Raw genomic sequence first — 25792 nt, 5'->3', positions numbered from 1 at the left:
CCTGGTGGCGGTGCTAGCGTGCGATGACATGGCGACTGCAACGGTGAACGGGCTGTCGATCTCCTATGAGATCATTGGCGCGCGGGGCCGGCCCTGGGTGATCACGCCAGGTGGCAGGTATGGCAAGGATGCCGCCGGCATACGTGAGCTCGCGGTGGCGCTGGCGGGCGAAGGTGAGCAGGTACTCATCTGGGACCGGCCGAACACGGGCGCGTCGGATGTGTCCTTCGATGGTGTGTCGGAGTCGGAGCTGCAGGCCGACGCCCTCGCCGGCCTGCTCGAACACCTGGGCATGGCCCCCGCGGTCATCGCCGGCGGGTCGGGCGGCTCCCGGGTCTCGCTGCTCACCGCCGCCCGGCACCCGCGGGTCGCGGCCGGCCTGGCCGTCTGGTGGGTCAGCGGCGGGGTCTACGGGATGATGAGCATCGGCGTCCACTATGCCAGCGGGTCGTTCCAGGCTGCCTGGAAGGACGGCATGGCCGCGGTGGCGGAGCTGCCCGAGTGGCGGGAGTCGATCGAGCGCAACCCGGGCAACCGCGGGCGCATCCTCGCCCAGGACCGGGGCGGGTTCCTGGCCACCATGGAGCGCTGGATGGCCGTGTACTGCCCGCGGGAGGGCGAGCTCGTCCCGGGGCTGCCGGACGCGGTGGCCCGCGAGCTGGCGGTGCCCGCGCTGGTGCTGCGCAGCGGGGCGAGCGACATCCACCACCGGCGCGAGACGTCCGAGACGCTCGCCGCGCTGCTGCCGAACGCGGTGCTGCGCGAGCCACCGTGGCCGGACACGGAGTGGGCGGACCGGCACACCCCCGAGGCGGCGAAGGAGGGCCTGTTCGCGCGGTGGCCGCTGCTCGCCCCCGTGCTGCTGAAGTGGTCCCGGGAGGCACTCGCCTGACGGCGTCAGGCGACCCGCTTCCACTTCATCTGGGGGACGGACACGCAGGCACGGGTGTAGGGGTAGCCCGCGTCGGCCCCCAGGCACCAGCCGGTCGGCTGGTTGACGAAGCTGAACAGGCCACCGCCGAGATCGACCAGGCGCCAGTTCTGGTAGGCCCGGCTGCTCGAACAGGGCAGGACGTACACGTGGCCGGCGTTGTTGCTGTCCAGGCACATCCCGGTGGCCCTGTTGACCACCCAGGTGGTGGTGCCCAGGTACAGGGTCCACTGCTGGTCGGGGCCGTTGCTGCAGCTGTGCGAGAACGCGTTGTACTGTGCGTCGCTGTCCAGGCACCGGCCGTCGGACTGGTTGACGAAGGTGAAGCGGCTCGGTGCGGGCGCGGCGGCCGGGGCCCGCGTCTGCGCGGGAGCCGGTGCCGGGGCGGGTGCGGGTGCCGGTGCGGGTGCCGGTGCGGCCCGGGGCGCGGAGGTCGTGGCCGGCGCGGGCGCGGGTGTGTTCGCGGCGCGCGGCGCGGCGCTGGCCGGCCGTGCCCCGCTGCCCGCCGGAGCACCGGTGGCGCCTCGGGGGAGCGTGCCCGACCCGCCGGGCGCAGCGGGTGGGGCGGGCACCGCGGTGTTTCCTGTCCGCCCGGTCGACTCGGTGCCGAAGGTGCCGCCGGCGATCGGGTCGCCCGGGGCCGGCGGGAGCTGCCCCTCGGCCGCGGAGCCGGCGGGCCCCGGAGTGAGCGGCGCGATGACGATGCCGTCCGGCCAGGAGTCCAGCGGTGTCGAGCCGCGTCCGGGCCCGTTCGGCGAGGTCGGTGAGGTCTGGGAGACGAGCCGTGGCGGGCCGTCCCAGGAGTAGTAGGACTGCGCGCTGTGGGCCGCGATCGTGCCGACCAGAACCGACGTGCCGGCGAGCACGCACGCGAACAACGCCGCCAGCTGCCAGCGCCGAAGGCCCTGTCTCTGACGGTCCTGTCTCTGACGGCCTTGCCCCCGAAGGTCTCGGCCCCGAAGACCTCTGCCGTGTCCCAGGGCGGGCATCACGCGTCTCCTCGTCCGTCGCCGGGCGGTCCCGAGAATCTTATATTGTTCCGATTGATACGGTCTGATGCTATTCGGCGGCTCTTTGGAGACGGGTTAACGTGTGGCAAACAGAGTGCAAAGACGGTTGCGTTCTCGTCCGGTTGCCGGATGAAAACGCAACGAGATCCGCGTGTTCTCACACCAGACACGTCCCGTACTCGCCGGTTCGCCGACCGGGTGCCGCATTGACGGCGAGCCGACCATGACCAGGCCCGCAGCCGCGGCGCAGCCCGACATCACGGCGGTCCCGGCCGGCTGGTGGATGAGACCGGCGGGAAGCGGCCCCGCCGACCCGGCGGACCCGGCCTTCGCCGCGCTGCCGGACCCGGACGGCGCGGTGACAGTGATCGCCGGCGCGTCCGGCGGCGCGCTGCCGTCCGCCTCCACCGTCGCCGCGCTGCTGCTCGCGCTGCCTGTCGCCCACCAGGATGACGTGGTCGTCGCGGTCCACGGCTGCGAGCCGACGGACGCGCCGGCCGGCACGCCGGGCCTGCCCGGCCAGGTGGCGGACCTGATCGGCCGGCCGGTGCTCGCCCAGCACGGGCTGCTGCTGCCCGGCCCCGGCGGTGACGCGTCCGGTGCCGCTCACGTGGTCGCGTTCGACGGGACGGCCGAGCCGGCGTGGCGCCCACTCGTCCGGCACTGCCTGCATGTGCCGGGTACCGGCCCCACCGTGACCCGGTGGTCCGAGCCGGCACCGGGTTTCGCCGCGCTCGGCGCGGGCGACTACCGGGTGGCGGACGGCTGGTTCGTCCGCCTGGTGCCCGCCGGGTTCGTGCTCCGCCGCGAAGGGGAGCCGCCGGACACCGTGCTGGACGCCGCGCCCTTCCACCCCGCCCGCCTCGATCTCGCCGTCGATCACCCGCCCGGCGGGTTGCCGGACGGGGTGCTCGCCGCCCTCGGCCGTCTCGCCGACGCGCTCCCCGGCCCGGCCCGCCGCCGGCTGCGGGTGGTCCTGCCGCCGGGCACCGGGCCGGCCGAGGCACAGCGCGTCCGGTGGGCGGTGCCGGCACCTCAGCACATCCGTCTCCCGGTGCCGGACGTCTCCCGCGGCGTCCCCCGCGGCGTGGACGACGCCGCGAACGGCGGTGCGGACGCGAACGGCGGTGACGCCGCGAACGGCGGTGCGGACGCCACGGCCGGTCGTACCGCCGCGCCGGGCACGGCGCTCGCGGTGACGGCCTCCGGCCGGATGCGTCTCGTCAGCCCGGCCCCCCACGGTCCGTGCGGGTAGCTGTCGCGGAGGACGCCGCCCTCTTCCGCGAGGGCCTCGTGCTGCTGCTGACCACCGCCGGCCACGAGGTGGTCGGCTGCGCCGTGGACGGCGACGGTCTGCTGGCGCTGCTCGCGGCGGAGACGGTCGACGTGGCGATCCTCGACATCCGGATGCCGCCGGGAAGCGAGGGCGGGCTGACCACCGCCCGCCGGATCAGGCAGTCGTACCCCGAGGTCGGGCTGCTCCTGCTTTCCCACTACGCCGAGAGCCACTACCTGACCCGCCTGCTGACGGTGGGCACCGAGCGCGTCGGGTACCGGCTGAAGGACCGCATCGCCGGCGTGCAGGTGCTGACCGACACGATCACCAGAATCGCCGCTGGTGAGCTGGTGCTCGAGCCGGTCCTGGCCCGGCAGCTGGTCGACCGGCAGACCCCGCGCGCCCGCCCGCTCGCCGCTCTGACCGAACGGGAACTGGACGTTCTCCGCCTCATGGCAGAAGGCCGTTCCAACACCGGAATCGCCGCCGCGCTTGTTCTGTCCGGTAAAGCAGTGGAAAAGCACATCGCGAACATCTTCCTGAAACTCGGCCTTCCGCAGGATTCCACCGCGCATCATCGACGCGTCCTCGCCGTACTGACCTATCTCGGCGTCGGCACACCGTGACCGCGGACAGGACGGGTGGTGCCCCGTGACCGGGCACCACCCCGGCATACGGCGCACCCGGGAACCGTGGCGCGTGCTCGCCGCGGAGGTCTCGCCGCTGCCGCCCGGCACCCCACCGGCCCGGAGGCTGCGACCCCTGCTCGCGAACCTGGGCTGTGCGGCGGGCACCGGCGAGCTGGCGCTGTGGGTGCCGGGCCGCTCGCCGCTCGTCACCTGCTCGCCGCCTGCCGCCACACAGGCCGGAGGCGATGGAGGCGGCTGGGTCTGCCTCCTGCACTGCCAGGGAGGGCCGACCGGGTGGAACGCCACCGGCCCGTGGGAGGGGACGGCGGCGCCCGACCCCGCCGCGGTACCGGGCAGCCGGCTGCTCCTCCAGCTCACGGACGGCACCGAGACGCTCGCGGCCGTCACTCTGCACGGCGGCGATCCGCACGGCGGCGACCCGCACGGCGGCGGTGGCCCTGGGGCCGTCGGCCCCGCGCTGCTGTCCGCCACCGGGGACTGCCTCGTCCTGGTGCTGCGCGAGCTGCGGCTGGAGCAGGCGGTGCGGTCCGAGCTGGCCAGGGCCGAGCGGCTCGAGGCCAGGCTCGCGTTCCTGGGCGGTGAGCTCGCCCGGGTGGTGGAGGCGGAGCGCCGCCGGCTCGCGGCGGCGATCCTCGCCGGGCCGGCCGACGAGCTCACCGAGGTGCGGCTGCGCTGGCAGGAGCTCGTGGCGGCCACCCGCGCGGACGACCTCGTCCCGGCACCGCCGCGGGACGTCTCGCCCAGCCCGGTGCCCGCTGGCCCGGCGCCCGCCGGGGCATCGCCCGTCGGTGCAGCGCCTACCGGCACGCTCACGGCGCTGCGCCGGATGAGGTCCGCGCTCGACCAGCTCGTCGACGACTTCCGGCTGGTCGTGCGGGCGGTGGCGCCGCGGACCCTGCGCGCCCAGGGGCCGGTGGCGGCGCTGGCCGAACTCGCCGGCCAGCTGCCGAGGAGGGTGCGGATCGTCGGTGACCTCGGCCGGCGCGTCGGATGGGAGATCGAGGCCGGGATCTACCACGCGGCCGCGGCGGCGCTCACCGTGCTGGCGGCACCCGACAGCCCGTCGGACGGGCCGGCCGATCTCGTGCTGTCGTTCGCGCGGGCCGGGGGCCGGCTCGTCGTCCGGCTGACGGATCCCACCCCCGGCCCACCGGACCGGATCTGGGTGGGTCTGGCCGAGGACGCGCGACGGCTGGTGGCGCTGGGCGGCGGGCTGCGCCACGAGACCGGCGCCGACGGGGCCGGCGTCGTCGAGATCTGGCTGCCGGAGAAGCTCGTCCCCGAGCTGGACGTCCCGGCCGTGGCCGGGCATCAGATCGGCACCGTGCCGGTGACGGCGGTGCCGCGGCCGGGCTCGGACCGCACCGTCAGCGTCCCCCCGACCGAGGCCAGCCGGGAGCGCAGGGCGCCGAGCGTGGCGCCGGCGGAGCCGCCCACGCCGGGGCCCTCGTCCGCCACGATGAACGACAGTCCGTGGTAGGTGTCCCGCACCTCGACCCGGACCGGTGTCCCCGGCGCGTGCTTCTGCGCGTTGCTCACCGCCTCCATGCAGGCGAGGTAGAGGGCGTTCTCGACCTCGTGCGGGTAGCGGCGGGCCTGTACGGCCGCGGCGACGTCCAGGGTGACGTCCCGTGTCCCGCGCAGCCCGGCGGCCAGGGCGGCGGCGAGGCCGGCCGTGCGTAGCGGCGCGGGCGCGACGCCGGCCGCCGTCTCGGCGAGGAGCCGCCGGGTGTGCCGCAGCCGGGTGCCGAGGTCGGCGACGGCCTCTGCCCGGGACCGCGGGTCGGCCGTGCCGGTCGCCACCTGGTGGTCGAGCACGGCGCAGGCCATCTGCAGCGAGACCAGGTGCAGCTGCGCGCCGTCGTGCAGGTCGCGTTCGAGATCCTGGCGCTGCTGCTCCAGCTGGGACGCCGCCCGGTGCCGCTCGTCCGCGATCCGCTCGGACGCCGCGCGACTCCGGTTCCGGGCGGCTCTGAGTTCGGTGGCCAGCGCCTCCGCCGCGAGCACTCCGCCCAGCACGGCCGCCACCGCCTCGACGGACGCCGCCGTGCGCGCAATCTGGTCGGGCATACCGGCGGGGAGTTCGACCGACAGCTCGGCCAGCTGCGCACCGCGGTGGCGGACGACCCGGCTCACGCGCACCGCGGACGCCGGCCCGGCCCCGTCCCCGGGCGGGTTCGCGGCCGGGGTGCCGTCCGGCTGCGGAGCCCCGGCGTCGGGCGCGGACCAGACGTACTCCGACGGACCCGTCGCCGGGTCCGTCGTGCCGATCCGACGGATGATCACCTGGCGGGCCTGTGACGCCTGTCCGACCAGGGCCGTGATCCGGCTCAGGGCGTCGCCTCCGGATCTGGTGCCCGGCGGCGTCGCCGCCGCCAGCGCCAGCACCTGGGCCGGCAGGTCCGCGACGGAAGGGTCCGCGGAGGAGGGACCCACGCAGGAAGGAGAGGGATCCACGCAGGAAGGATCTGTGGCTGAAGGGGCGGTGGCCGGCGGAGGACCGGCTGGCTCCGGCACGCGCCCTCCCCTCCGACGGGCGGGACGGCCCCGGGTCGCCGGCGCTGCCGACTCTAGCGCCGCGTGTCGTGACCCGCGGACGTCCCTCACCGGCCCTGTCCTTCCTGGGGCGGGGGCGGTAGGGGCGCCAGGGTGGGCAGGTCGTGCAGGTCGCGCAGGATCTCCGAAGCGACGACCGGGTCGAGCACGCCGAACCTGATCTCGGCGCTGGTCGGCCAGCCACCGGTCGGCGCGTTGCTCAGCCGGATCTCCTCCACCTGCTGGAGGGGAAACTCCTGCAGGTTGCCGACGACGATTCCCGGGTCGAGGTGGAGGAGGGCGGAGCGGCCCCCGGGCAGATCGCGCTCCAGCCAGCCCTGGACGCCGCCCTCGATCGGCACGCCCCGCCGCCAGCCGCGGTGCTCCAGCCGTAGCAGGTCCAGTGTCGGGACGGGCAGCCCGTCGAGCCGCAGCAGTGCGGTCGCGTCGCGCTCGGCGTCGGTGAGCGTGAAGACCTCGCGGCTCAGCTGTGGGAACGGCTGCAGGATCCGGAGACCGGCGAACAGGGCGGACCAGGCGGCCACCGTCTCACCGAGATGCAGCGGGTGCGCGAGGCGGATGACGCCGGCGGCGCGGGTCCCGGGCGGGGCCGGCAGGGAGAAGGGGTTGTCCTCGACGTCGGTGCAGGTGCCGTCTCCGGCGATCCGGAACGCCCGCCCCGGGCCGCCGTCCGAGGTACCCGAGGTACCCGAGGTACCCGAGGCATCCGGGTCGTGCGGCGTGTCCACGAGCCAGACCAGGCGGCGGGCCAGGTGCCCGAGCAGCGGGTGCGCCACGAACAGGGTTCTGAACTCGTCCACCGTCCACCGGCGCTGGGCGACGAGGGCGTCCTCGAGGCGGCGGAGCTGGGCGGCACCGAGCGTCCGGGCGTCCTTCTTCAGCGTGGCGAACCGCTTGTAGGCGGCCAGGGCCTGTTCCGCGTCGTCCCGCCGGCCGGGTTTCGGGAGATCCCGGCGGCGCACGCCGTCGTCGTCGTCGACATGGGGGCGCAGGCGCTCGTCGAAACCGACGGTGAACCGGCGCCGCCCGTAGTCGAAGGTCATGCCGCCCGCCGCGTCCAGCCCCAGGTCGGGGACGAGGCGGTCGGCGAGCTGCTCCGTGCTCAGGTCCAGATCGGCGGCGAGCTGTGCGATCTTCTCGGCGGCGCGTGCGCGCAGGGCCCGGAACGCCGCCCGCTGCGAGATGCCGTGCAGGTGCGTCAGCGCCACCTCGGTGCCGATGCCGGTGAAGACGTCCAGCGCCCGCGTGGCCCGGGTGTGCCCGCCCTCGCCCGGCCAGGCGCGGACGAGCGGGGCCAGCCGGCGCACGGTCCCGTCGTCGCCGACACAGCCGAGCGCGTCGAGGGCCCAGGCGTCCTTCGCCGGTGCGCCGACCGATCGCCAGCGTTCGAACAGCGCCCAGCCGAACGCCGCCAGCGACTCCGGGTCGGCCGCCTCGCGCACCGCCGTGATCCCGGCGTACGGCTCGCCCGGCTTCGACAGCGCGAGCATCGTGCACAGGTGCCGGACGGCGGTCGCGGGCAGCGCGTGGATGCGGTCGCGCAGCATCACCTGGGGGAGGAGCACGGGGTCCGCCCAGTCCGGTACCACCGGGATGCGGCTCGGCAGCAGGTCGAGCGGGTCCGCGGACAGCAGTGCCTCGATCGCCTCGGCCACCTCGCCGCCGTGGCGGCGGGCGGCGGTGGCGACCTCGGCGGCGTGGCCGCCGCGGGCGATGGCGCGCAGGGCGTTCTCCGCCGCCCGCCGCCGGGCGCCGGCCGGGCCGAGGGCGGCCGGGACCAGCGCGGCCGCGGCCGTGGCCGGGTGACGGGCGAACCAGGCGAGGGCGTCCGCGCGCACCGACCGCAGCCGTAGCAGCCAGTCCGCCATCATGGCGGCGACCTCGGCGGCGGCGTAGGGCAGCAGCCGGGCCGCGTTCGCCGCCGGCCGCTGCGCGCCGAGGTGCAGCGCCAGCGGCAGCGCGTCCAGCCCGAACCTGGCGATCAGCCAGGCGAGGCGAGCCTCGACCCCCCTGTCAGCCGGCCGCCACCGGCGCAGCTCGGGCCGGACGAGATCCTCGGGGCCCTCGGTGAAGACCGCCAGCTGCTGGTACCCGTGCAGTGTGCCGTCGCGCAGCGCCTGCAGCCGCCGGGGCCAGGACCAGTCGCCGGCGTTCCCCCAGGCGATCGTGTAACGCTCGGTGGCGGCGAACCACGCCTCCCGCTCGCCGGGCCGCCAGACGATGGCCACCTCGGCCGGCACCGTCAGGCCGTCGGTCACCACCTGCTTCGGTACCTGCTTCGGTCGGCGCCGCGGCCCCGTCCACGGTGGGGTGACCAGGACCTTCGGCAGCATCCCGGGTGCGGCGTCCGGCGCCGCGGTGCCCGGCGGTTCGGCGGTCCTCGCGGCGACGCGCGCGGCGGCGGCGGGTGGCAGCAGCGGCAGCGCGGCGGCGACCAGCTCCGCGTTCGCGCTGAGATGGGTGCGCAGCAGCTCGTCGGCGAGGCGGGCGGCCGGGCCGCTGCCGCCGGCGGCGGCCGGCAGCAGCCGCAGGGCACGCACCGGGAAGCGTTTCATCGCGGCGAGCACCGCGGGCTGGGTCTGCTTGTCTTCAAGGCGGCGGAGCAGCCCGGTGAACGCGTCGTCGGTCGGCAGCGTGGCGAGGACGGACAGCAGCCGCCGGCGCTGGTCCGTGTCCAGCGGGCCGTCGATCCAGCGGTCGAGGAACGTCGACACACCTGGGCCGACGCCCTCCACCAGGGACTCGATGACGCCGCTGAGGTCGAACGCGCGCTGGGCCAGGACCAGGTGGCCGATCTGGTCGACCTGGGCTGTCGACCCGACCGCCATCAGCAGCAGCAGGGCCGTTGTCTCGGCCGATGCCGCCGCGGCGGCGTGGCAGTCGTCAGCCACCCAGTCGGCCTGGGTGGGCAGCAGGTAGGACGTCATCGCCCGCGGGCCCGGACCATGTTCCCGGTAGGAGGCCAGCAGCGTGGTGACGCGCGCGTACTCGTCGTCACCCGCGGCCGCGAGGTGGGCCCGTACCCGCCGGGCGACCAGCAGCCAGGGCAGGAACCGCGGTGCCGCCTGCGTGTTGGGCCCCAGCCGGACGAGCGGGTACCAGTGCGGCTGGTCACCGCGGAAACCGACGTCCATGGAGAAGAGCTCGGCGGCCGCGCACGCGGCGAACCCGAGGCCGTGCACCGCCACCCACAGGTCGGCGAACGCCACCGTCCGGGCGTCCAGCCGCCGGCGGTCGCCGAGCAGATGACACACGGCCGTGACCACCGCCGCGGCCCCGGCCGGGGTGATCTCGTCGCCGAGGCGGATCCAGTCCCGCCGCCGCGCGCTGTCCAGCCAGGGCAGTGCGGCCACGGCCAGGCTCGGCTCGCTGACCGGATTGCCGATGATCTCGCGGAGCGGCCAGTCGTGGGCCGCGAGGCACTCCTGGACCGCGGCCGCGACCTGCGCCGCGGCGAACTCCACCGGGACGGGCGTGCCGCCGCGGCGCGGATGCAGCACCTTTCGCCACGGCGCCGGGACGACGAGCCCGAGCTCGTCCGCAGGGCTGCGCTCGTCGGCCTCCCGGGTGGGTTCCCGCACCGCTTCCAACGCCGTTCCTCCTGGTCTCATCGGCCTGGTCTCATCGAGCCTGGTCTCATCGGCCGAGAGCGGCCGTGATGTCGAGCGCCAGCAGCTGGCGCAGGTCGTCCGTCGTCAGGTCGGAAAGCCCGCGCAGCCGGCTCGCCTGCCGGGTGATGGACCGCTCCAGCAGCTGGCGCGCGTAGCGGCCGTTGCCGAACGTCTCGCCGCGGTCGATGCCGTCGAAATGCCTGCGCAGCACCTGCATCGAGGTGCCGTCGACCTCGTAGCCACCGCCGCGGGCGAGCTCCTCGAAGATCGCCACCAGCTCGTCCGCCGAGTAGGACGGGAAACGGATCCGGTGGCTGAAGCGGGAGGCCAGGCCCGCGTTGCTGGCCAGGAAGCGCCGCATGTCGCCGGTGTAGCCGGCCGCGATCACGACGATCTCGTCCCGGTGGTCCTCCATCAGTTTCACCAGGGTGTCGATCGCCTCGCGCCCGAAGTCGTTGCCCTCCCCGCCGGAGGACAGCGCGTACGCCTCGTCGATGAACAGCACCCCGCCGCGGGCCCGGTTGAACGCCTCCGTCGTCTTCACCGCGGTGTGGCCGACGTACTGGCCGACCAGGTCCGCCCGGGCGACCTCGACCATCTGCCCGGTCCGCAGGACGCCCATCGCCGCCAGCAGCTCGCCGTACAGCCGGGCCACCGTGGTCTTGCCCGTGCCGGGCGGCCCGGCGAAGACCAGGTGCCGGGACATCGACGGGACGGGCAGGCCCGCCTCGGCCCGCACCCGCGCCGAGGCCATCAGGTCGACGAGGTCGGCGACCTCCCGCTTCACCTCGTCCAGGCCGATCATGGCGTCGAGGCGCCGCATCAGCGCGTCGACCCGCTGGCGCTGGTCCTTCGGGTCGCTGCCGCTGCCGCTGCCGCTGCCGTTGCCGGCACCGCCGCCGTTGCCGGCACCGCCGCCGTTCGCGCCGTGGCGCGTCGGCGCGTCGTCACCGAGGTCCGCCGGCAGCAGCCGGGCCAGCTCCAGCTCGGGCGCGTCGGGCGTCCGCGCCAGCCGGTACGCCTGCCGGCCCAGCATGTCCTCGAAGACCTGGCGGGCGACGCGGGCGTTGCCGAACGTCTCGGTGCGCCCCATCGTGTCGAAGTGCCGGCGCAGCGATTCCTGCGTCTCGTACTCGAGGGCGTAGCTGTGCGTCCGGCAGAGGCGCTCGACGATCGTGACGAGCTCGGCGCTGGTGTAGCTGTCGAACTCGATGGTCCGGGAGAAGCGGGACGCCAGCCCCGGGTTGGCGGCGAGGAAGGTCCGCATCTGCGGGGCGTAGCCGGCCACCACCACGACGATCTCGTCCCGGTGGTCCTCCATCAGCTTCACCAGCGTGTCGATGGCCTCCCGGCCGAAGTCGCTCGCGCTGCCGTCCGCCGGCGCCAGGGTGTACGCCTCGTCGACGAACAGGATCCCGCCGATCGCCTCCTCGAACTTCGCGGTGGTCTTCACCGCCGTCCCGCCGACGTGCTCGGCGACGAGGTCCGCCCGGGCGACCTCGACGATCTGCCCGCCCGGGATCACCCCGAGGGCGGCCAGGATCCGGCCGAACAATCGGGCGACCGTGGTCTTCCCGGTTCCCGGCGGCCCGGCGAAGACCAGGTGGCGCGACATCGACGGCGGTGCGTGCAGCCGCGCCTCCGCCCGCCGCCTCGCGATCTGGTGCAGCCCGACGAGCGTCGCCACCTCGTGCTTGACACCCTCCAGGCCGACCAGCGAGTGCAGCTCCGCCAGCAGCATGGCCACCGGGTCGGACGAGGTCTCCGCGTCCGCCGGGGGACCGGCCTGCTCGGGAATGCTCGGCACCGCGGGCGTCGGCGGACCGCAGGCCGGGCCGTCGCCACCGCCGGCGGCAACACCCGCGGTGATGCCGCCACGGCCCTGAACAGCGCCGCTGTCGGAGTTGGCCGGGAGGTCGGAGCCGGCCGGGAGGTCGGAGTCGGCGGGGAAGTCGGAGTCGGCGGGGAGACGGCCAGCTCCGACATGAACGTTGTTGTGGCCGGTGTCCACGCCGTTCAGCCGCAGGTTGGACGTCGCCGCGGCGGTCTGGACCGCGTCGCCCTGGTTCCCCCGCATCACCCCGCCGTCGATCGACACCGCCCGGGTGGTCTCCAGCAGGACGCCCGGCCCCTGGTTGCCGGTCAGCTCGACGTCCGCGAGGGTCGCCTCGCTGCCGGGGGCGAGCACGATCGCCGGCCCGGCGGTGCCGTGGACCCGGCAGCCGGTGATCCGGGGATGCGCGGAGCCGCTGACCAGAATGCCGGTGGTTCTCGCCGCGGCCACCTCCACCGCGCGCAGGGTGGGCCGGGCCTGATCGCGGATCTCGACGCCGATCCGCCCGCCCGTCACCCGGAGGTTGCGCAGTTCGGTGGTGCTGGTCCCGGCCAGCACCACGCCGGTGCGCCGGGCACCGTCGAGGTGGCTGTCCTCCAGCAGGCCGGCACCGCCGCCGGCGTGCAGCGCGTGGTCGACGCGCTCGACGCCCAGGTCGCGCAGGGTGGGAGCGGCGTTCCCCTCGATCGTCACGCCGACCGGGCTGCCGTTCACCCGCACCCCGTCCAGGCGCGGCGTCGAGTCGGCGGTGGCGAGGACGCCCGCCTGCTCGCAGCCGGAGATCTCGCCGCCGACGAGGACCGGGGCGGCCTGCTCGACCGTCACCACCCCGGCCGCGCCACCACCGCGCACGACGCAGTTCCGCAGCTCGGCGGCGGAGCGGCCCGAGGCGTGCAGGCCGTGCCCGGCCGGGCGCTCGACGAGGCACTCGGTGAGGCTCGGCGCCGCGCTGTCCCGGGTGATGACCGCGTGCCCCCGGGCGCCCTGGAACGTGCAGCCGGTGAGCTCCGGACGGGCCCGGTCGGAGACGAACAGCCCGGCGCGTCCACCTTCCACGCGGGTGCCGGCCATCGTCAGCCGGCTCTGTTCGCGCACCACGACACCGACGCCGTCGCCGGCGCTGATCCGGCAGTCCTCCAGCCGCGGGGCACCTGTGCCGGTGGCGAGCACGGCGACGTCCGCGGTGCCGGTGAACGTGCAGTCGCGCACGACCGGTGCCGCCTCGCCCGCTATCAGCAGGCCGCAGCCGGGGACGTCCACCACGGCCACCCCGACGATCTCCGCGGTGCCGGCCTCGACCACGATGCCGGTGCCGCCCGTGCCGCCCGTGCCGCCCGTGCCGGTGATCCGCCCGCCGTGGATCCAGGTCCGCCCGCCGCGAAGGTGCAGGGCGGTCGTCCCCGAGGCGTGGAGGTCGCAGTTGTCCAGCCGCACCCGCCCGCCGGCGACCTGGAGCAGCGGGACGTCGCCGCCCCCGCCGCGGACCACCAGATCCCGCAGCCGGACCTGGCCCCGGGCGAACAGCAGCGCTGCGTCCGGCGGCACCTCGATGACGACGCTGCCCGGCCCGTCCTCGGCGACCACGACGACGTCCCGGTCGAACACGAACCACTCGCGGTAGACGCCCGGCCGCACGGCGACGGTGTCCCCGGGGGCCGCCTCCGCGAGCGCCCGCCCGATCCCGCTCACCCCGCCGAGATCGGCTTCGGACACGGTGCGGACCGCTCCGGTCATCTCTGCCTCCGGAGGAGACGCCGGCCTTCAGGTCGGAGAGGAATCCGGTTTCCCGCGGAGCGGGTCAGGGGTAGGCGATTCGCCGTCAGGCGGACCGCCGTTCGTCGAGGCCAAGGCGCGCTTGACCAGCCACGGGATCTCGGCTTGTCTCGATCGTTCATCGCGGGTCGCGGCCTCCGTGACGTGGGTGGACGGGTCGTCCGGCTACGGAAGGTTCACCAGTGTCGGCCTGGTGGCGATCTAGGCTGGTCGGGTGTCCCGTTTCCGGTTGTCTCCCGACGCGACGCAGGCCGAGGCCCTGCTTGCCCAGTGTGGGTATGCCCGGTTCGTGTGGAACCTGGGGCAGGAGCAGCGGGCCGCGTACCGGGCCGGGCGTGGGCCTACACCCGGCTACCACGAGCAGGCACGGCAGTTGACCGAGGCCCGGCGCACGTTCGGCTGGCTGGCGGCCGGGGCGCAGACCGTGCAACAGCAGGCTTTGCGTGATCTGGATCAGGCGTGGCGGAACTTCTTCGCCGGCACCCACCGGCGGCCCGGGTTCCGCCGCCAGGGGGTGCATGAGGGGTTCCGGATCGTGGGCCAGGCCGCCGGGCGGGTCCGCGTCGAGAGCCGGAGATGGTCGTCGGTGCTGGTCCCGAAGGTGGGCTGGGTCAGGTTCCGTCGCAGCCGCCCGGTTCCGGCGGCGGCGAAGTCGTACCGGGTCACCCGGGATCGGACGGGCCGCTGGCATATCTCTTTCGCCGTGGTACCCGAACCGATCGAGGCCCCGGGCACGGGTGGGGTGGTGGGGGTGGATCGGGGTGTTGCCGTCTCGGCCGCGCTGTCCACCGGCGCGTTGCTGGTCTGCCCCGGTCTGCGGTCGAAAGAAGCCGAGCGGCTGCGGCGGCTGCAGCGGCGCCAGGCGAAGGCGAAGCGCGGGTCGCACCGGCGCGACCGGCTCAGGGGCCAGATCGCCCGGCTGAAGGCCCGGGAGGCCGACCGGCGGAAGGACTGGGTCGAGAAGACCAGCACCGATCTCGCCCGCCGGTTCGACCTGATCCGGGTCGAGGACCTGAACATCCGGGGCATGACCCGCTCCGCCCGCGGCACCGTCGAGGCGCCCGGCCGGCAGGTGCGGCAGAAAGCCGGGCTGAACCGGGGCATCCTCGGAGCCGGCTGAAGGCTGCTGGTCCAGCGGCTGGAACACAAGGCCCCCGGCCGGGTCGAGAAGATCCCCGCCGCCCACACCTCTCAGCGTTGCTCGACCTGCTGGCACACGGCATCGGGAAACCGCGAGAGCCAAGCGGTGTTCCGGTGCGTCGCCTGCGGACACGCAGCCAACGCCGACCTCAACGCAGCGGTGAACATCGCGGCCGGACGGGCCGTGACTGCGCGGGGAGGCACGGTGTTGGCCGTGCCGGTGAACCGCGAACCTCAACCTTCCGCACCCCCTTCTTCGGTGGGCGTGTAGGAGTTGGAATCTCCCGCGTTCACGCGGGGGAGGACGTCAACGTCTCCACCTCCTGGTGACACCGACACCCGCGCCCACGGCTCCCGTGCCAGACCGGTTCGCGGTCCGGTCACGACGTCTCGGCCAGTTCCCGGTCGTCGACGGGTCGGCCGCCGTCGAGCGCGTAGGGGCGGTTCTCGTCGTCCAGCCCGACAGCCAGCCCCAGGTGCTGCGGCGTGTCCGCGTGGGAGGCCTTCAGCGCCTCGCCGGGGCGGCCTGTGAGGGCCTCCCGCAGCCGTCCCAGCACGCGCTGCTCGGTCGCGGCGTCGGTACGCCCGTTGACCACCTCACGCAGCAGCACCCGCACCGGCGCGGCGCCACTGTCGGCACCGGCGGTGCTCGTTGCGCTGTCGACGGCGAGGACGACGAACCGGGTCCCGGCCGGGAAGAGCGCCCGCCCCGGCGGATGGGCCGCGCCCGGTGCCCGCTCCGCGTTCAGGGCGTCGGTGCGGCGGGCCGTCGACGCCCAGATCACGTACTCGGCGGTCTGCGTCGGCACCCGCCACGGTGCGGTGGAGACCACCAGGAAGCCGGGCTCGGTGATCTGGCGGCCGGGCTGGTAAGACGCCAGCACGGCGGGGTCGATCGCCGCGGGCCTGAACACCGGGCCCACGGCGGCCGGGAGCCTGCCCAGGCCGGCGCAGGCGCAGCGGGCCATCAGCGCCAGCATCGCGGTGCCGCCTGGTTCGCCCTTCGGCACGGCCTTCGGTTCGGCGCTGTCACGCAGCGCGGCGTCGATCAGCGCAGCGGTCGTGGGCGGCTCCCCACCGGAGAGGTAGCCGCGCAGGGCGACCAGGCTGGCCAGCGGGTCGTCGGCGGTGACCCCGAGGCGCAGACCCGGCTGCAGGGCGAGGGTGCTGGAGACGGCGCGGGCATGCGCCTCGAACTGCCAGCCGAGCAGGGCACGCAGCGGCTCGCGGTCCTCGACCGCCGCCCGCGGGTGCACCTGCCACCATGATCGTCTGGCAGTGGGGTCGCCGGCAGCCGGGCCGCCGGCGGGCCGCTCGGTGGCCGGGCTGGTCAGCTCGGCTGTGTCCGGGCCGGTCAGCGTGCCAGGCCCGGCGATCGGACCCTCAGTGGGATGCGCCGGGTCGGTCCGGGAGGGTAGGGGAGCCCAGGCGGCGAGGGCGGGCGGCTCGCGCCGCACTGCCGGTGGCAGCAGATCCGCGCCGGGAACCAGCCCGGCCGCCGGTGCGGGCAACCGGGTCGGGACGGGGGTGGGCAGCCGCAGCGGTTCCGGCAGACACAGCGGTTCCGGTAGACACAGCGGTTCCGGCAGACACAGCGGTTCCGGCAGGTGCGCGGGCCTGGGCCGGTCGCAGGCCGCGATCTCGGCACCCGCGGGCAGCCAGGACCCCACGGACGTCGGTTCGCCCGCCGCGGCGGGCGCGCCGGCCAGGCCCTGCGCGCGAACGGGCCAGCGCCGGATCGTCCCGCCCGTGATCATCGCGCCGGGAAGCTGCCAGACGCCCGCGTCCGCCGCGTGCACCGGAACCCCCAGCCGGGCCACGAGCGCGTCGACCAGCTTCGCGAACGGACCGAAGTCCGGCAGCGGATGCGGGACCAGGACGACCGGCCGCCCGTGCCATTCGGGGCACGCCCGGATCACGCTGGCCAGGAACGAGACCGGCACCGCATGGCCGAGGAGCCGGAACGTGGTGGCGCCCGCCTCGAGATGCACGACGAAGACGTCCGCCGGCGCTGCCGGGAGCCGTCGGGGCTCCACCCAGCCCACCCGGAAGAAGCGGCCGGCCGCGGTCGCCAGGCTGTCGTCGACGAACCGTCTGACCAGCGGGTCTGCGACCTCCGCGGCCCTCCTGGCAGGTACGGCGGCCGGCTCCGGCCGGGAGCGCCCGCGCGGCGGCGCCGGAACACGCTCGGAGGGAGACGCGGGCGGTGGTGGGGGTGCGGCGATGGGAACGGGCCGTCCGTCGGCCCGCCAGCCGACGCGGCCGGCGAGCGCAGGCGCTGTCGGTGTGGCCGGGGGCGCCGGCTGCGGCGGCCGTCTCGGGAACCGCGGCGATGACGGTCGCTGTGGCGATGGCGATGGCGATGGCGATGGCGGTCGCGATGGCGGTGGTGGCGACGACTGCGCCAGCGCCAGCGTCGGCGCCGGCGCCGACGCAGTCACCGAGGGCGGAGGGGCCATGATGGTCGCCCGGCTCATGCGCGGCGGACCTCGGCGACCGCTCCGACTCCGGTGGCCGTTCCGAGCCCGGTGGCCGTGTCGGCACCGGCGCCGCCGCTCATCCCCGGCACGTACCAGACCGGGTCGGCCGGCGCGGGAGGCGCGTCCGCGGCCGGGGGCTCCTCCGGCCGGAGGAGGTCGGCGAGCACCCGGTGCAGGGCGACCTCGTCGACGGGATCGGGCGGGCCGGGCCGCAGGGCGTGCCGGAGCAGATCCGGATCGGGGGTGAGGCCGTAGGTCGTCAGGTAGTAGCTGACCGTGTCCGTCCACACCCAGCTGCCGTCGGTCCGGAACGTCAGCGGTACCACCACGCCGCGCGCCGGCTCGACGACATCGATCATGGTGGCGGACGTCCCGAGCACCGGTACACCGGCGTCCAGGTAGGCGGCGATCCGTGCCCGGTCGGCGCCGTCGACCCGGGGGCGGTCCACGGCGAAGCGGGGTCCGCCCTGCGGGTCGACCTCGTCGAACACCCGGGCCACCGAGATCGGCACCGCGGGTTCGCGGGCCCACAGCAGAGCGCCGCCGGTGCGGGCGAGCACCTGGTAGGCGGGCGCCTCGCCGCCGGCTGGGCAGACCTCGACCTGCGGGTCGGGCTCGCCGACGGCTGCCAGCGCGGCCTGCAGCCGCCCCGCCACGGCGGCGAGCCCGCCCACGGGCCGTGCGGGTTCGCCGCCGTGGCGGGGCGGGCTCGGTTCGTCCGCGGGCCGGGCGGTCACGACGAACACCCGGCGTGGCCGTGGCCAGGGGGAGTCCGCGGCTGCCAGGCGCCAGGCCCGCCAGAGCCCGGCGGCGCCCGGCTCGGCGCGAACCGCCTCGATCATCGCGCGGTCGATCGCCCCGGATCGTCCGAGGGGCATCCGCTGCCCGGCGGTCAGGTCCAGCGGCAGGAAAGCCCACGGTGCGGCCGGGCCCGGCTCAGTGGCACAGAACCGCCAGGGTGTCGCCGCGGCGGGGTCCGCCGGCGCGGTTTCCAGCAGGCCGAGCAGGCCGAGCAGCGCGTTGTCCGCGCCCGCGGCGCCGGACTCCCGACCGAGCAGCTCCACCACCTCGCCGGGCGCGGCGAACCGGCCGGCGACGAGGGCGAACGTGACCGCGCGGGTGAGGTCGAGGAGACGTCCCTCGGCCAGCCAGCCGCGCGCCCGGGTGACCAGTTCGTCCGGCAGGACGCCGGCCAGTGCGAGCAGCGCCCGGTGCCAGCCCTCCACGAGCCCGGCGTCGACCGGCTCCGGTTCGACCGGCTTCGGTTCGACCGGCTTCGGCTCGACAGGATCAGCCCCGGCGGATGCGGGCTCGGTGTCGGCGTCCCTCACGCTGCGCTCCTCCGCTGGACCGGTCGGGGTGCCGCTCCGCGTACCGGGCCCCTGACGGCGGACCGTCACGGGCCCGGTGCGGGTCGGATCCCTCTGCCTGTGAACACGGGCCCTGCCGGCGAACGGTTCACCCCGGGCGCGCACCGAGCCGCCACGGGCGAGGGCGGCGTCAGCCGGAGGCCGGGGAGACGTCCGCGTCGGCGGCGGGGACGAAGCCGGTCTGGATCAGCTGGCTGCCGCGCCGGGTGCAGACGAGTGCCCGGCCCGCCGGCAGGCTCCGCGGTCTGGTGCCGCCGAGCAGGGGGCCCTCCGAGCGCGGGCAGGAGAAGGCGATGTCGGGAGTGTTGAGTTCCTGCAGGCGGCGCAGCACCGGGTCCATCGACATGCGCATCAGGCCGGCGGCCGCCCGGGTCAGGACGACGTGCAGCCCGATGTCGCCGCCCTGCGGCAGCAGCCGCACCAGGCTGGCCAGCGGGTTCTCCGGTCCGGCCAGCAGGTCGTAGTCGTCGATGAGCAGGAACAGCCGCGGTCCGCTCCACCAGTCGCGGCGCCGCAGCTGCTCGGGGGAGACGTCCGGGCCGGGCATGCGCGGGGTGAGCCCGGCGACGGCGTCCCTGACCGTCGCGGTGGTGCTGTCCGGGGAGACGGAGTAGCCGAGCCGGTAGTCGTCCGGGATGTCGTCGAAGATCCGGCGGCGGTAGTCGACCGCCATGATCCTGGCCTCGGCGGGGGTGTAGGCCTCGGTGATCGCCCGCGCGATCAGGCGCAGCAGGTTCGACTTGCCGCTCTCGTTGTCGCCGAGCGCGGTGAGGTGCGGGTTCGCGTCGAAGTCGTGCCAGACGGGTTCGAGGCGGCTCTCGTCGACGCCCAACGCGACCCGCGCCCCCTGCGGGTCGGGCAGCTGCGCCACCGGCAGGCGGGCCGGCAGCGTGCGGACCCCGCGGGCCCGCGGCCCGGGCCAGGAGTCCTCGACGGCGGAGACCAGGTTGCGGGTGCCGTGGGCCAGGTCGTCCACCGTGGCGGAGCCGTCGATCCGCGGCAGGGCGGCGAGGAAGTGCAGCTTGCGGTCGGTGAGCCCGTGCCCCGGTGCGCGAGGGACCGCGGCGGCGGCCCGCAGGTCGATGCCCGACTCGACCGGGTCGCCGAGCCGCAGCTCCAGCCGGGAACCGATCTTGTCCCGCATCCCGTGGTGGACCTCCGACCAGCGGCCCGCCGTGAGCACGAGGTGCACGCCGTAGTTCAGCCCGCGGCCGGCGAGGTCGCGGACGGCCTCCTCCGCCTGCTCGAACTCCTGCCGCAGGGTGAACCAGCCGTCGACGACGAGGAACAGGTCGCCGAACTCCTCCTCGGGCACCCGGCCGGCGGCCACCGCCTCCCGGTAGGCGGGCATGCCGGAGATGCCGAGCGCGGCGAACCGGCGTTCCCGGTCGGTGAGCACGGCGACGGCCTCGGCCACCGTCCGGTTGACCCGGTCGGGGTCGTGCCGGCCGGTGACGCTGCCGACGTGCGGCAGGTCGGCGAGGCCGGCGAGGGCGCCCCCGCCGAAGTCCAGGCAGAAGAACTGGACCTCGGCGGGGGAGTGGGTGAGCGCCAGGCAGCAGACCAGCGACCGCAGCAGGGTGCTCTTGCCGCTCTGCGGGCCGCCCGCGATGCCGAGATGCCCGCCGACCCCGCCGAGGTCGATCACCAGCAGGTCCCGGATCTGCTCGAACGGCTTGTCGATCATCCCGATGGGTACCTTCAGCCGTTCGGTAGTGGCGACCGGTCGCAGTCCGTGCTCGGGGTCGGGCAGCAGCGGGGGGAGCACCTGGTCCAGCGTCGGCGGCTGTTCCAGCGGCGGCAGCCACACCGGGTGCGCCGGCGGGCCCTGGCCGACCAGCCGGTCGACCAGCACCTCCATCACCGTGCTGGCGCCGGCGGCCGGCTCGGGCTCGTCGGGCGTCGACTCGCGGACGACGACCGGCGCGTGCCGGGTGTCGTAGCGCAGCACCTGGCTCTCGATGACGTCCTGGCGGACACGGGTGGAGCGCAGCCGGTAGGGGCCCGAGACGTAGGCGGCCTTGAACCGGGTGATCGTCGCGACGTCGGAGCGCAGGTAGCCGTTGCCCGGGGCGGGCGGCAGCTCGTAGGCGTCGGGCACGCCGACCACCGCCCGCGACTCCATCGCCGAGAACGTCCGCAGCACCACGCGGTAGGAGAGGTGGCCTTCGACCTGGTGGATCCGGCCCTCCTCCAGCCGCTGCGAGGCGAGCAGCAGGTGGACGGCCAGCGACCGCCCGAGCCGGCCGATCATGACGAAGAGCTCGACGAAGTCCGGGTGCGCCGCGATCAGCTCGCTGAACTCGTCGATGACGACGAACAGCGTCGCCAGTGGCGCCAGCGGCCGGCCCTGGGCACGGGCCTGCTCGTAGTCGCGCACCGAGCTGAAGTTGCCGGCGGCGCGCAGCAGCTCCTGCCGGCGGACGAGCTCGCCGTGCACCGCGGCCCGCATCCGGTCGACCATCGCGGCCTCGTCCGCCAGGTTGGTGATGGTCGCCGACACGTGCGGCAGCCGGTCCAGCCCGGCGAAGGTCGCGCCGCCCTTGAAGTCGACGAGCACGAAGTTCAGCGTCTCGGACGAGTGGGTGACGGCCAGCGCGAGCACGAGGGTGCGCAGCAGCTCGCTCTTGCCCGAGCCGGTGGCGCCGATCAGCATCCCGTGCGGCCCCATGCCGTTCTCGGCGGACTCCTTGATGTCCAGCTCGATCGGGGAGCCGTCGGCCGCCACTCCGATCGGCACCCGCAGGCGGGCGGCGCCCTGGGCGGCCCGCCAGCGGGTCTTGGGGTCGAACCGCTCCAGGTCGCCGAGACCGAGCAGATCCGGCAGGTCGAGGTCGCGGGTCAGCCCGTCGCTGGTCGGCTCGGCGTTCTCGCCCGCGCCGTGCCGGGCCATCAGCCGGGCGAGCGTCGTCATCCTGGTGCGGGAGAGGCGGTCCGGCGCCGCGAGCCGCCGGCGCACCTCGCGGCCCACCCGGTCGCGTTCGACGGTGTGGACGTCCTCGGCGGTGACGTCCAGGTGGAGCAGACGGCGGCTGTTGTCACCGGGGGGCAGTCCGTCGAAGTCCACCAGGATCGCGTTGCGGTAGCCGGAGACGAGGAACCGGGAGCCGGGTGAGATCCGTCCCCCGTCGCTGACCACGACCACGAACGGCTCCGTCGACGACGGCGTGGCGCCCGCGTCGTAGCGGTCCCGTTCACCGAAGGGCTGGCCGAGGAGACGCTCGACGTCCTCCAGCGAGGTGCCGAACAGCCTGACCGGGCCGGCGGCGTCGTGGTCGGACGGGTGCTGGGCGTGCGGGAGCCATTTGACCCAGCTCCACTCGTCGGTGTGCTCCGCCGAGGCGGAGACGGCGATCTGCAGCTCGTCGGGGGCGTGGAAGGCGGCGAGCTGGGCGAGCACGGCGCGGGCGAGACCGAGGGCGGCCGCGCGCTCCCCGTCCATCCGGATCCGCGCGAAGCCGCGGATGTAGAGGGCGACCGGTTGGCGCGGCACCATCGTGTACGCCCGGGTGAACCGGCGCAGCGCCTTCGCCGCCACCGGTTCGAGATCCTCCACCGGGCTGGTCTGCAACGGCGCGATCGCGACGGCGAGGCGCTGGTCGCCGGTGCCGAGGCGCACCTCGCAGAAGTCGGGGTGCGCCGGCCGGCGTTCCCACAGCCGGCTGGTCATCGCCACCGACCACAGCGACTCCGGCTCCGGGTGGCGCCAGGCGAGCGCCTGGCGCTGCTTCTCCGCGTGGCCGCGGACCTGCCGCCGGGTCCGGGAGAGGTAGCGCAGGTAGTCCCGGCGCTCGCCGCCGATCTTCTGCCGGCGGTCGCCGGACTGCATCACGAACTGGCCGGCCCCCATGCCGGCCATGCCGAGGACCATCACGCCCATCATCGCCATGCCCATGGGGCCCGACAGCGCCCGGCCCATGAACATGAACATCATGGCGCCCGACATCAGCGCCATCGGAACGATCATGATGAGCATGCGCATGCCGCCGGTCTGCACCTCCGGAACGGCCGGCGGCTCCTGGAGCGCGATCTCCCCGTGCGGCATCTCCGGCCCGGTGCGGCGGGTGGGCCGGCGGAAGGCAACCGTGGACATACCTCCTACACGGCTGCCCCACGTCTCACGGCGCTGCCGTGTGAGTGATGCGCATCACATATTTGAACCGGCCTCGCCGCGGTGGCCGTGCGGAGAGCATGGGACAGACCAGCACGACGGAGGTGTGCCGCCTCCTCGTCGTCGGCCCGACCAGCCAGGTCGACCTGTCCGTGCCCGCGCACATCCCGCTCTCCGACCTGGCGCCGGCGCTGCTGCGCAGCCTCGGCGAGGACCTGGCCGACCGCGGGCTGGAACACAGCGGCTGGGTCGTCCAGCGGCTCGGCGAGGCCCCGCTCGACGATGACCTCACCGTCTCCGACCTCGGCCTGCTCGACGGCGACATGGTGTTCCTCCGGCCCCGCTCCGACCAGCTGCCGCCGCTCGACTTCGACGACCTGATCGACGGTGTCGCCACCGGGATGCGCACCCGTTCCGGCCGGTGGCGGCCCGGTGCCACCAGGGTCGCCTCGCTGGCGACCCTCGCCACACTGCTGGCGACGGTGCTCGCCGTCCCGCTGCTCGGCGGGCCCGCGGGGGTCGGCGTCGCGGGCGCGGGCCGGAGCGCCGCTCTGGCGGTCGTGGCCGCGGTGCTCTTCGCCGGGACGGTGGTGGCCGGCCGGGTGCTGCGGGACGGGGCGATGGCCGCCATCGTCGGCTGCGCGGCCGTCGCCGCCGCGGTCGAGGCGGCCGTCCTGGCCCTGGCCGACGCCGGGCCACGTGTCGACCCCCCGTCGACGGCGGGCACGGTCATGACCGCCGCGCTCGTCGGCGGCCTCGTCGCACTGTGCCTGCTGATCGCGGCCTCCGGGCTGGAAGCCCTGCTGCAGGTCGGCGTCGCGGTGTTCCTCCTGGCCCTCGCCGCGGTCCTGGCCGGCTGGCTCAGATCGGCGGTGGACCTGTCGTGGACCCGCTCGGCGGCGCTGTGGCTGGTCGTCGCCGCCGCGGCGCGGCCGATGGTGCCGATGGCCGGGTTCAAGCTCGCCGGGATGGAGCTGCCACCGCTGCCCGTCGAGCCGGACGAGCTGCAGGACGACCTGGACCCGGAGCCCGGCGAGGAGGTGCTGGCCCGCACCGCGCTGGCCGACCGGTACATGACCGCCCTGCACGCGGCCTGCGGGGCGCTGTCGGGCGCCGCGCTGGTCCGGCTCGCGTTCTCACCCGGCTGGGTGCCGGCCACGCTCGTCGTCCTCGCCGCGCTCGCGCAGCTGCTGGTCCTGCGCCCGATGATCAGCGTCTGGCACCGGGTGGCGCTGGGAGTCCCGGCCGGGGCCGGGCTGCTCGCCGTGCTCGCCTCGCTGGCGCTGGGGCCGGGACGGACCGGTGACCAGGTGGCCCTCTGGCTGACGCTGGCCCTGGCCCTGGTCTGTGCCGGCGTCACCCACGTTCTCGGCCGGCGCCGGCTCACGCCGATCTGGGGCCGGCTCGGCGACTGGGCGCACACCGGCGCCCTGGTGCTGGCCGTGCCGCTGGTCGTGTCCATCCTCGGCGGCATCACGCTGGTGCGCTCGGTGGTGACCTGACATGCAGTCCCGCCGTGACCAGGTCGACGCGCAGAGCTGCCTGACGGCCCGTCTCACCAGCGCGCTCGTCCGCGCCGATCCCGACGCGCTCGAGTCGCCGACCCGGCGTGACACCCGCGGTCTGCTCGGCGGCCTCGTGCTGGCCGCCCTGATGCTCGCCGGCGTGGCCGGCTGGGCGTACCTGTCTCCCGGCGGGTCGACGGCCTGGCGAGAGCCCGGCTCCCTCGTCGTCGACAAATCGAGCGGAGCCCAGTACCTGTTCGTCGGCGGTGTGCTGCGTCCGGTGCGCAACGCCGCGTCGGCGCGCCTGTTCGTCGACGGGGCCGTCAGCCCCGTGGTCGTGGCCGGGTCCCGGCTGGCCGGCGTGCCCCGCGGGGCTCCGATCGGGATACCGGACGGCCCGGAGGTGCTCCCCCCGGCCGACGCGCTGAACACGGGCGTGTGGCGGGCCTGCGCCGGCGACGGCACGGGTGCTCCGATCGTCGTCGACATCGGCGGCCCGCGGGCGCCGGCCGGGATCGGGCCCGACGAGAGCCTGTTCGTCTCCTCCGAAGGCCGGGAGTACCTGCTGTGGCGCGGCCAGCGGCTGGCCATGACCCGCCCGTGGGTCGCCGACGTGCTGGGCTACGGCGCCGCCACTCCGATCGAGGTGCCCGCGGCCTGGCTGGAGCTGCTCGCGGCCGGGCCCGACCTCGCGCCGGTCGCGGTCGAGGGGCGAGGATCGCCCGGTCGCGTCGTCGGCGGCCGCGAGGTCCCCGTCGGCGAGATCTTCTCGATCTTCGGCTCCGAGGAGAGCACGGCGTACTACATCCTGCTCGCGGACGGCCTCGCGCCGCTCACCACCATCCAGCTCCGGCTCGCCCAGGCGGAGGCGGGCAGCTCCGCCACCCGACCCGCCACGGCCGCGGACCTGGTGTCCGTCCCGCTCGTCGAGCTGCCCGAGGCACAGCGTCTGCTGCCGGCGCGTCCGCCCGCCCTCGTCGAGCCGCTCGCCGGCGAGGCGGCGTGCGCCGAGTCCCCCGGTGTGCGGGCCGTCCCGCCGGAGCCCCGCGCGGGCACCGGGGCCGGTGCGGCACCCGCGCGGGGCTCCGGCGGGGGCGAGACGCCGGAGGCGGGCGCCGGCGGTCTCCCGCCGTCCGCCGCCACGGACGACACCGTGCTGGACCTCGTACTGGCGCCGCCGCCCGCGGCAGCCGGCGCGGCGGGCCCGGACGGTGCCGGTGCCGGTGCCGGCCGGGTGCCGGCCGCCGTCCAGGTACGCGCCGGGCGGGGTGCTCTGCTCGTCCCCGACGCGGACGTGCCCGCCGAGGACCAGCAGAGCCTGCTGATCGACGGCAGTGGGACGGCCTTCCCGCTCGCCCCCGACGCCGTCGAGGCACTCGGCTACCGGATCGAGCAGGCGGTGGCCGTCCCCCGCCAGCTGCCGCTGCTCCTGCCCAGGGGACCCACACTCGGCCTGATCCAGGCGCGGTGATGTTCCCCGGGCACTCACCTTCCTCCCCGGCGCAGAACGGTGCCGGAGACCACCGGACGGAAACAGGAGGCTGA

General features: G+C 75.3%; 12 protein-coding genes and 1 pseudogene. 6 read left to right on the top strand and 7 right to left on the bottom strand.

Annotation, left to right across the window (positions count from 1 at the left end):
• The first annotated feature begins 28 nt into the window (after positions 1–28).
• Positions 29–892 (top strand): alpha/beta fold hydrolase, encoded by an 864-nt coding sequence (locus tag B207_RS0114370; protein WP_026311054.1) that lies wholly within the window; start codon positions 29–31, stop codon positions 890–892.
• 5 nt (positions 893–897) lie between these two features.
• Here the strand turns inward: B207_RS0114370 and B207_RS36935 are convergent, their stop codons facing one another.
• Positions 898–1809 carry an RICIN domain-containing protein gene (locus B207_RS36935; protein WP_195905293.1) on the bottom strand — a complete coding sequence of 304 codons (912 nt, stop codon included), beginning with the start codon at positions 1807–1809 and terminating at the stop codon, positions 898–900.
• 355 nt (positions 1810–2164) lie between these two features.
• Here B207_RS36935 and B207_RS0114360 point away from each other — a divergent pair, with 355 nt between their 5' ends.
• Both B207_RS0114360 and B207_RS0114355 read left to right on the top strand, forming a co-directional pair.
• Entirely contained in the window at positions 2165–3196 is a 1032-nt protein-coding gene (locus tag B207_RS0114360) for a hypothetical protein (RefSeq protein ID WP_154675349.1), read from the top strand.
• The gene (locus tag B207_RS0114355; RefSeq protein WP_018637239.1) at positions 3187–3843 is read left to right on the top strand and encodes a response regulator transcription factor; all 657 of its coding nucleotides are present in this window, start codon (positions 3187–3189) and stop codon (positions 3841–3843) included. The genes B207_RS0114360 and B207_RS0114355 overlap by 10 nt, the downstream gene beginning before the upstream one ends.
• 1335 nt (positions 3844–5178) lie before the next feature.
• Here the strand turns inward: B207_RS0114355 and B207_RS42575 are convergent.
• The 3 genes from B207_RS42575 to B207_RS0114330 form a co-directional block, all read right to left on the bottom strand.
• Entirely contained in the window at positions 5179–6324 is a 1146-nt protein-coding gene (locus tag B207_RS42575; RefSeq protein ID WP_326828410.1) for a sensor histidine kinase, read from the bottom strand.
• Positions 6325–6470: 146 nt separating this feature from the next.
• Positions 6471–10034: a DUF4132 domain-containing protein gene (locus tag B207_RS33930; RefSeq protein ID WP_154675348.1), complete on the bottom strand. Its 3564-nt coding sequence runs from the start codon at positions 10032–10034 to the stop codon at positions 6471–6473.
• Positions 10035–10059: 25 nt separating this feature from the next.
• Positions 10060–13602, bottom strand: coding sequence for a right-handed parallel beta-helix repeat-containing protein (locus B207_RS0114330; protein WP_018637234.1), 3543 nt, complete (start codon positions 13600–13602; stop codon positions 10060–10062).
• A 253-nt stretch (positions 13603–13855) separates the two neighbouring features.
• On the opposite strand from B207_RS0114330, the pseudogene B207_RS33925 reads away from it, so the two are divergent.
• Positions 13856–15052 (top strand): annotated as a pseudogene (locus tag B207_RS33925) (RNA-guided endonuclease InsQ/TnpB family protein).
• 109 nt (positions 15053–15161) lie between these two features.
• On the opposite strand, the gene B207_RS0114320 reads toward B207_RS33925, so the two are convergent.
• The 3 genes from B207_RS0114320 to B207_RS0114305 all read right to left on the bottom strand — a co-directional run bounded on the left by B207_RS0114320 (position 15162) and on the right by B207_RS0114305 (position 22724).
• Complete coding sequence (locus B207_RS0114320; RefSeq protein ID WP_154675347.1) at positions 15162–16817, bottom strand: hypothetical protein; 1656 nt, start codon at positions 16815–16817, stop codon at positions 15162–15164.
• 437 nt (positions 16818–17254) lie between these two features.
• Positions 17255–18592, bottom strand: coding sequence for a hypothetical protein (locus B207_RS33920; RefSeq protein ID WP_018637232.1), 1338 nt, complete (start codon positions 18590–18592; stop codon positions 17255–17257).
• 169 nt (positions 18593–18761) lie between these two features.
• Complete coding sequence (locus B207_RS0114305; RefSeq protein WP_018637231.1) at positions 18762–22724, bottom strand: type VII secretion protein EccC; 3963 nt, start codon at positions 22722–22724, stop codon at positions 18762–18764.
• A 98-nt stretch (positions 22725–22822) separates the two neighbouring features.
• Between B207_RS0114305 and eccD the strand changes: the two genes are divergently transcribed.
• Both eccD and eccB read left to right on the top strand, forming a co-directional pair.
• On the top strand, positions 22823–24244 hold the full coding sequence (gene eccD / locus B207_RS0114300) for a type VII secretion integral membrane protein EccD (protein WP_018637230.1): 1422 nt from the start codon (positions 22823–22825) through the stop codon (positions 24242–24244).
• Position 24245: 1 nt separating this feature from the next.
• Positions 24246–25718, top strand: coding sequence for a type VII secretion protein EccB (eccB, locus tag B207_RS33915; RefSeq protein ID WP_018637229.1), 1473 nt, complete (start codon positions 24246–24248; stop codon positions 25716–25718).
• Positions 25719–25792 lie beyond the last annotated feature (74 nt).

It is taken from the genome of Parafrankia elaeagni (genome assembly GCF_000374165.1).
Lineage (GTDB): Bacteria > Actinomycetota > Actinomycetes > Frankiales > Frankiaceae > Parafrankia > Parafrankia elaeagni.
This window is presented reverse-complemented; position numbering and strand designations above follow the sequence as displayed.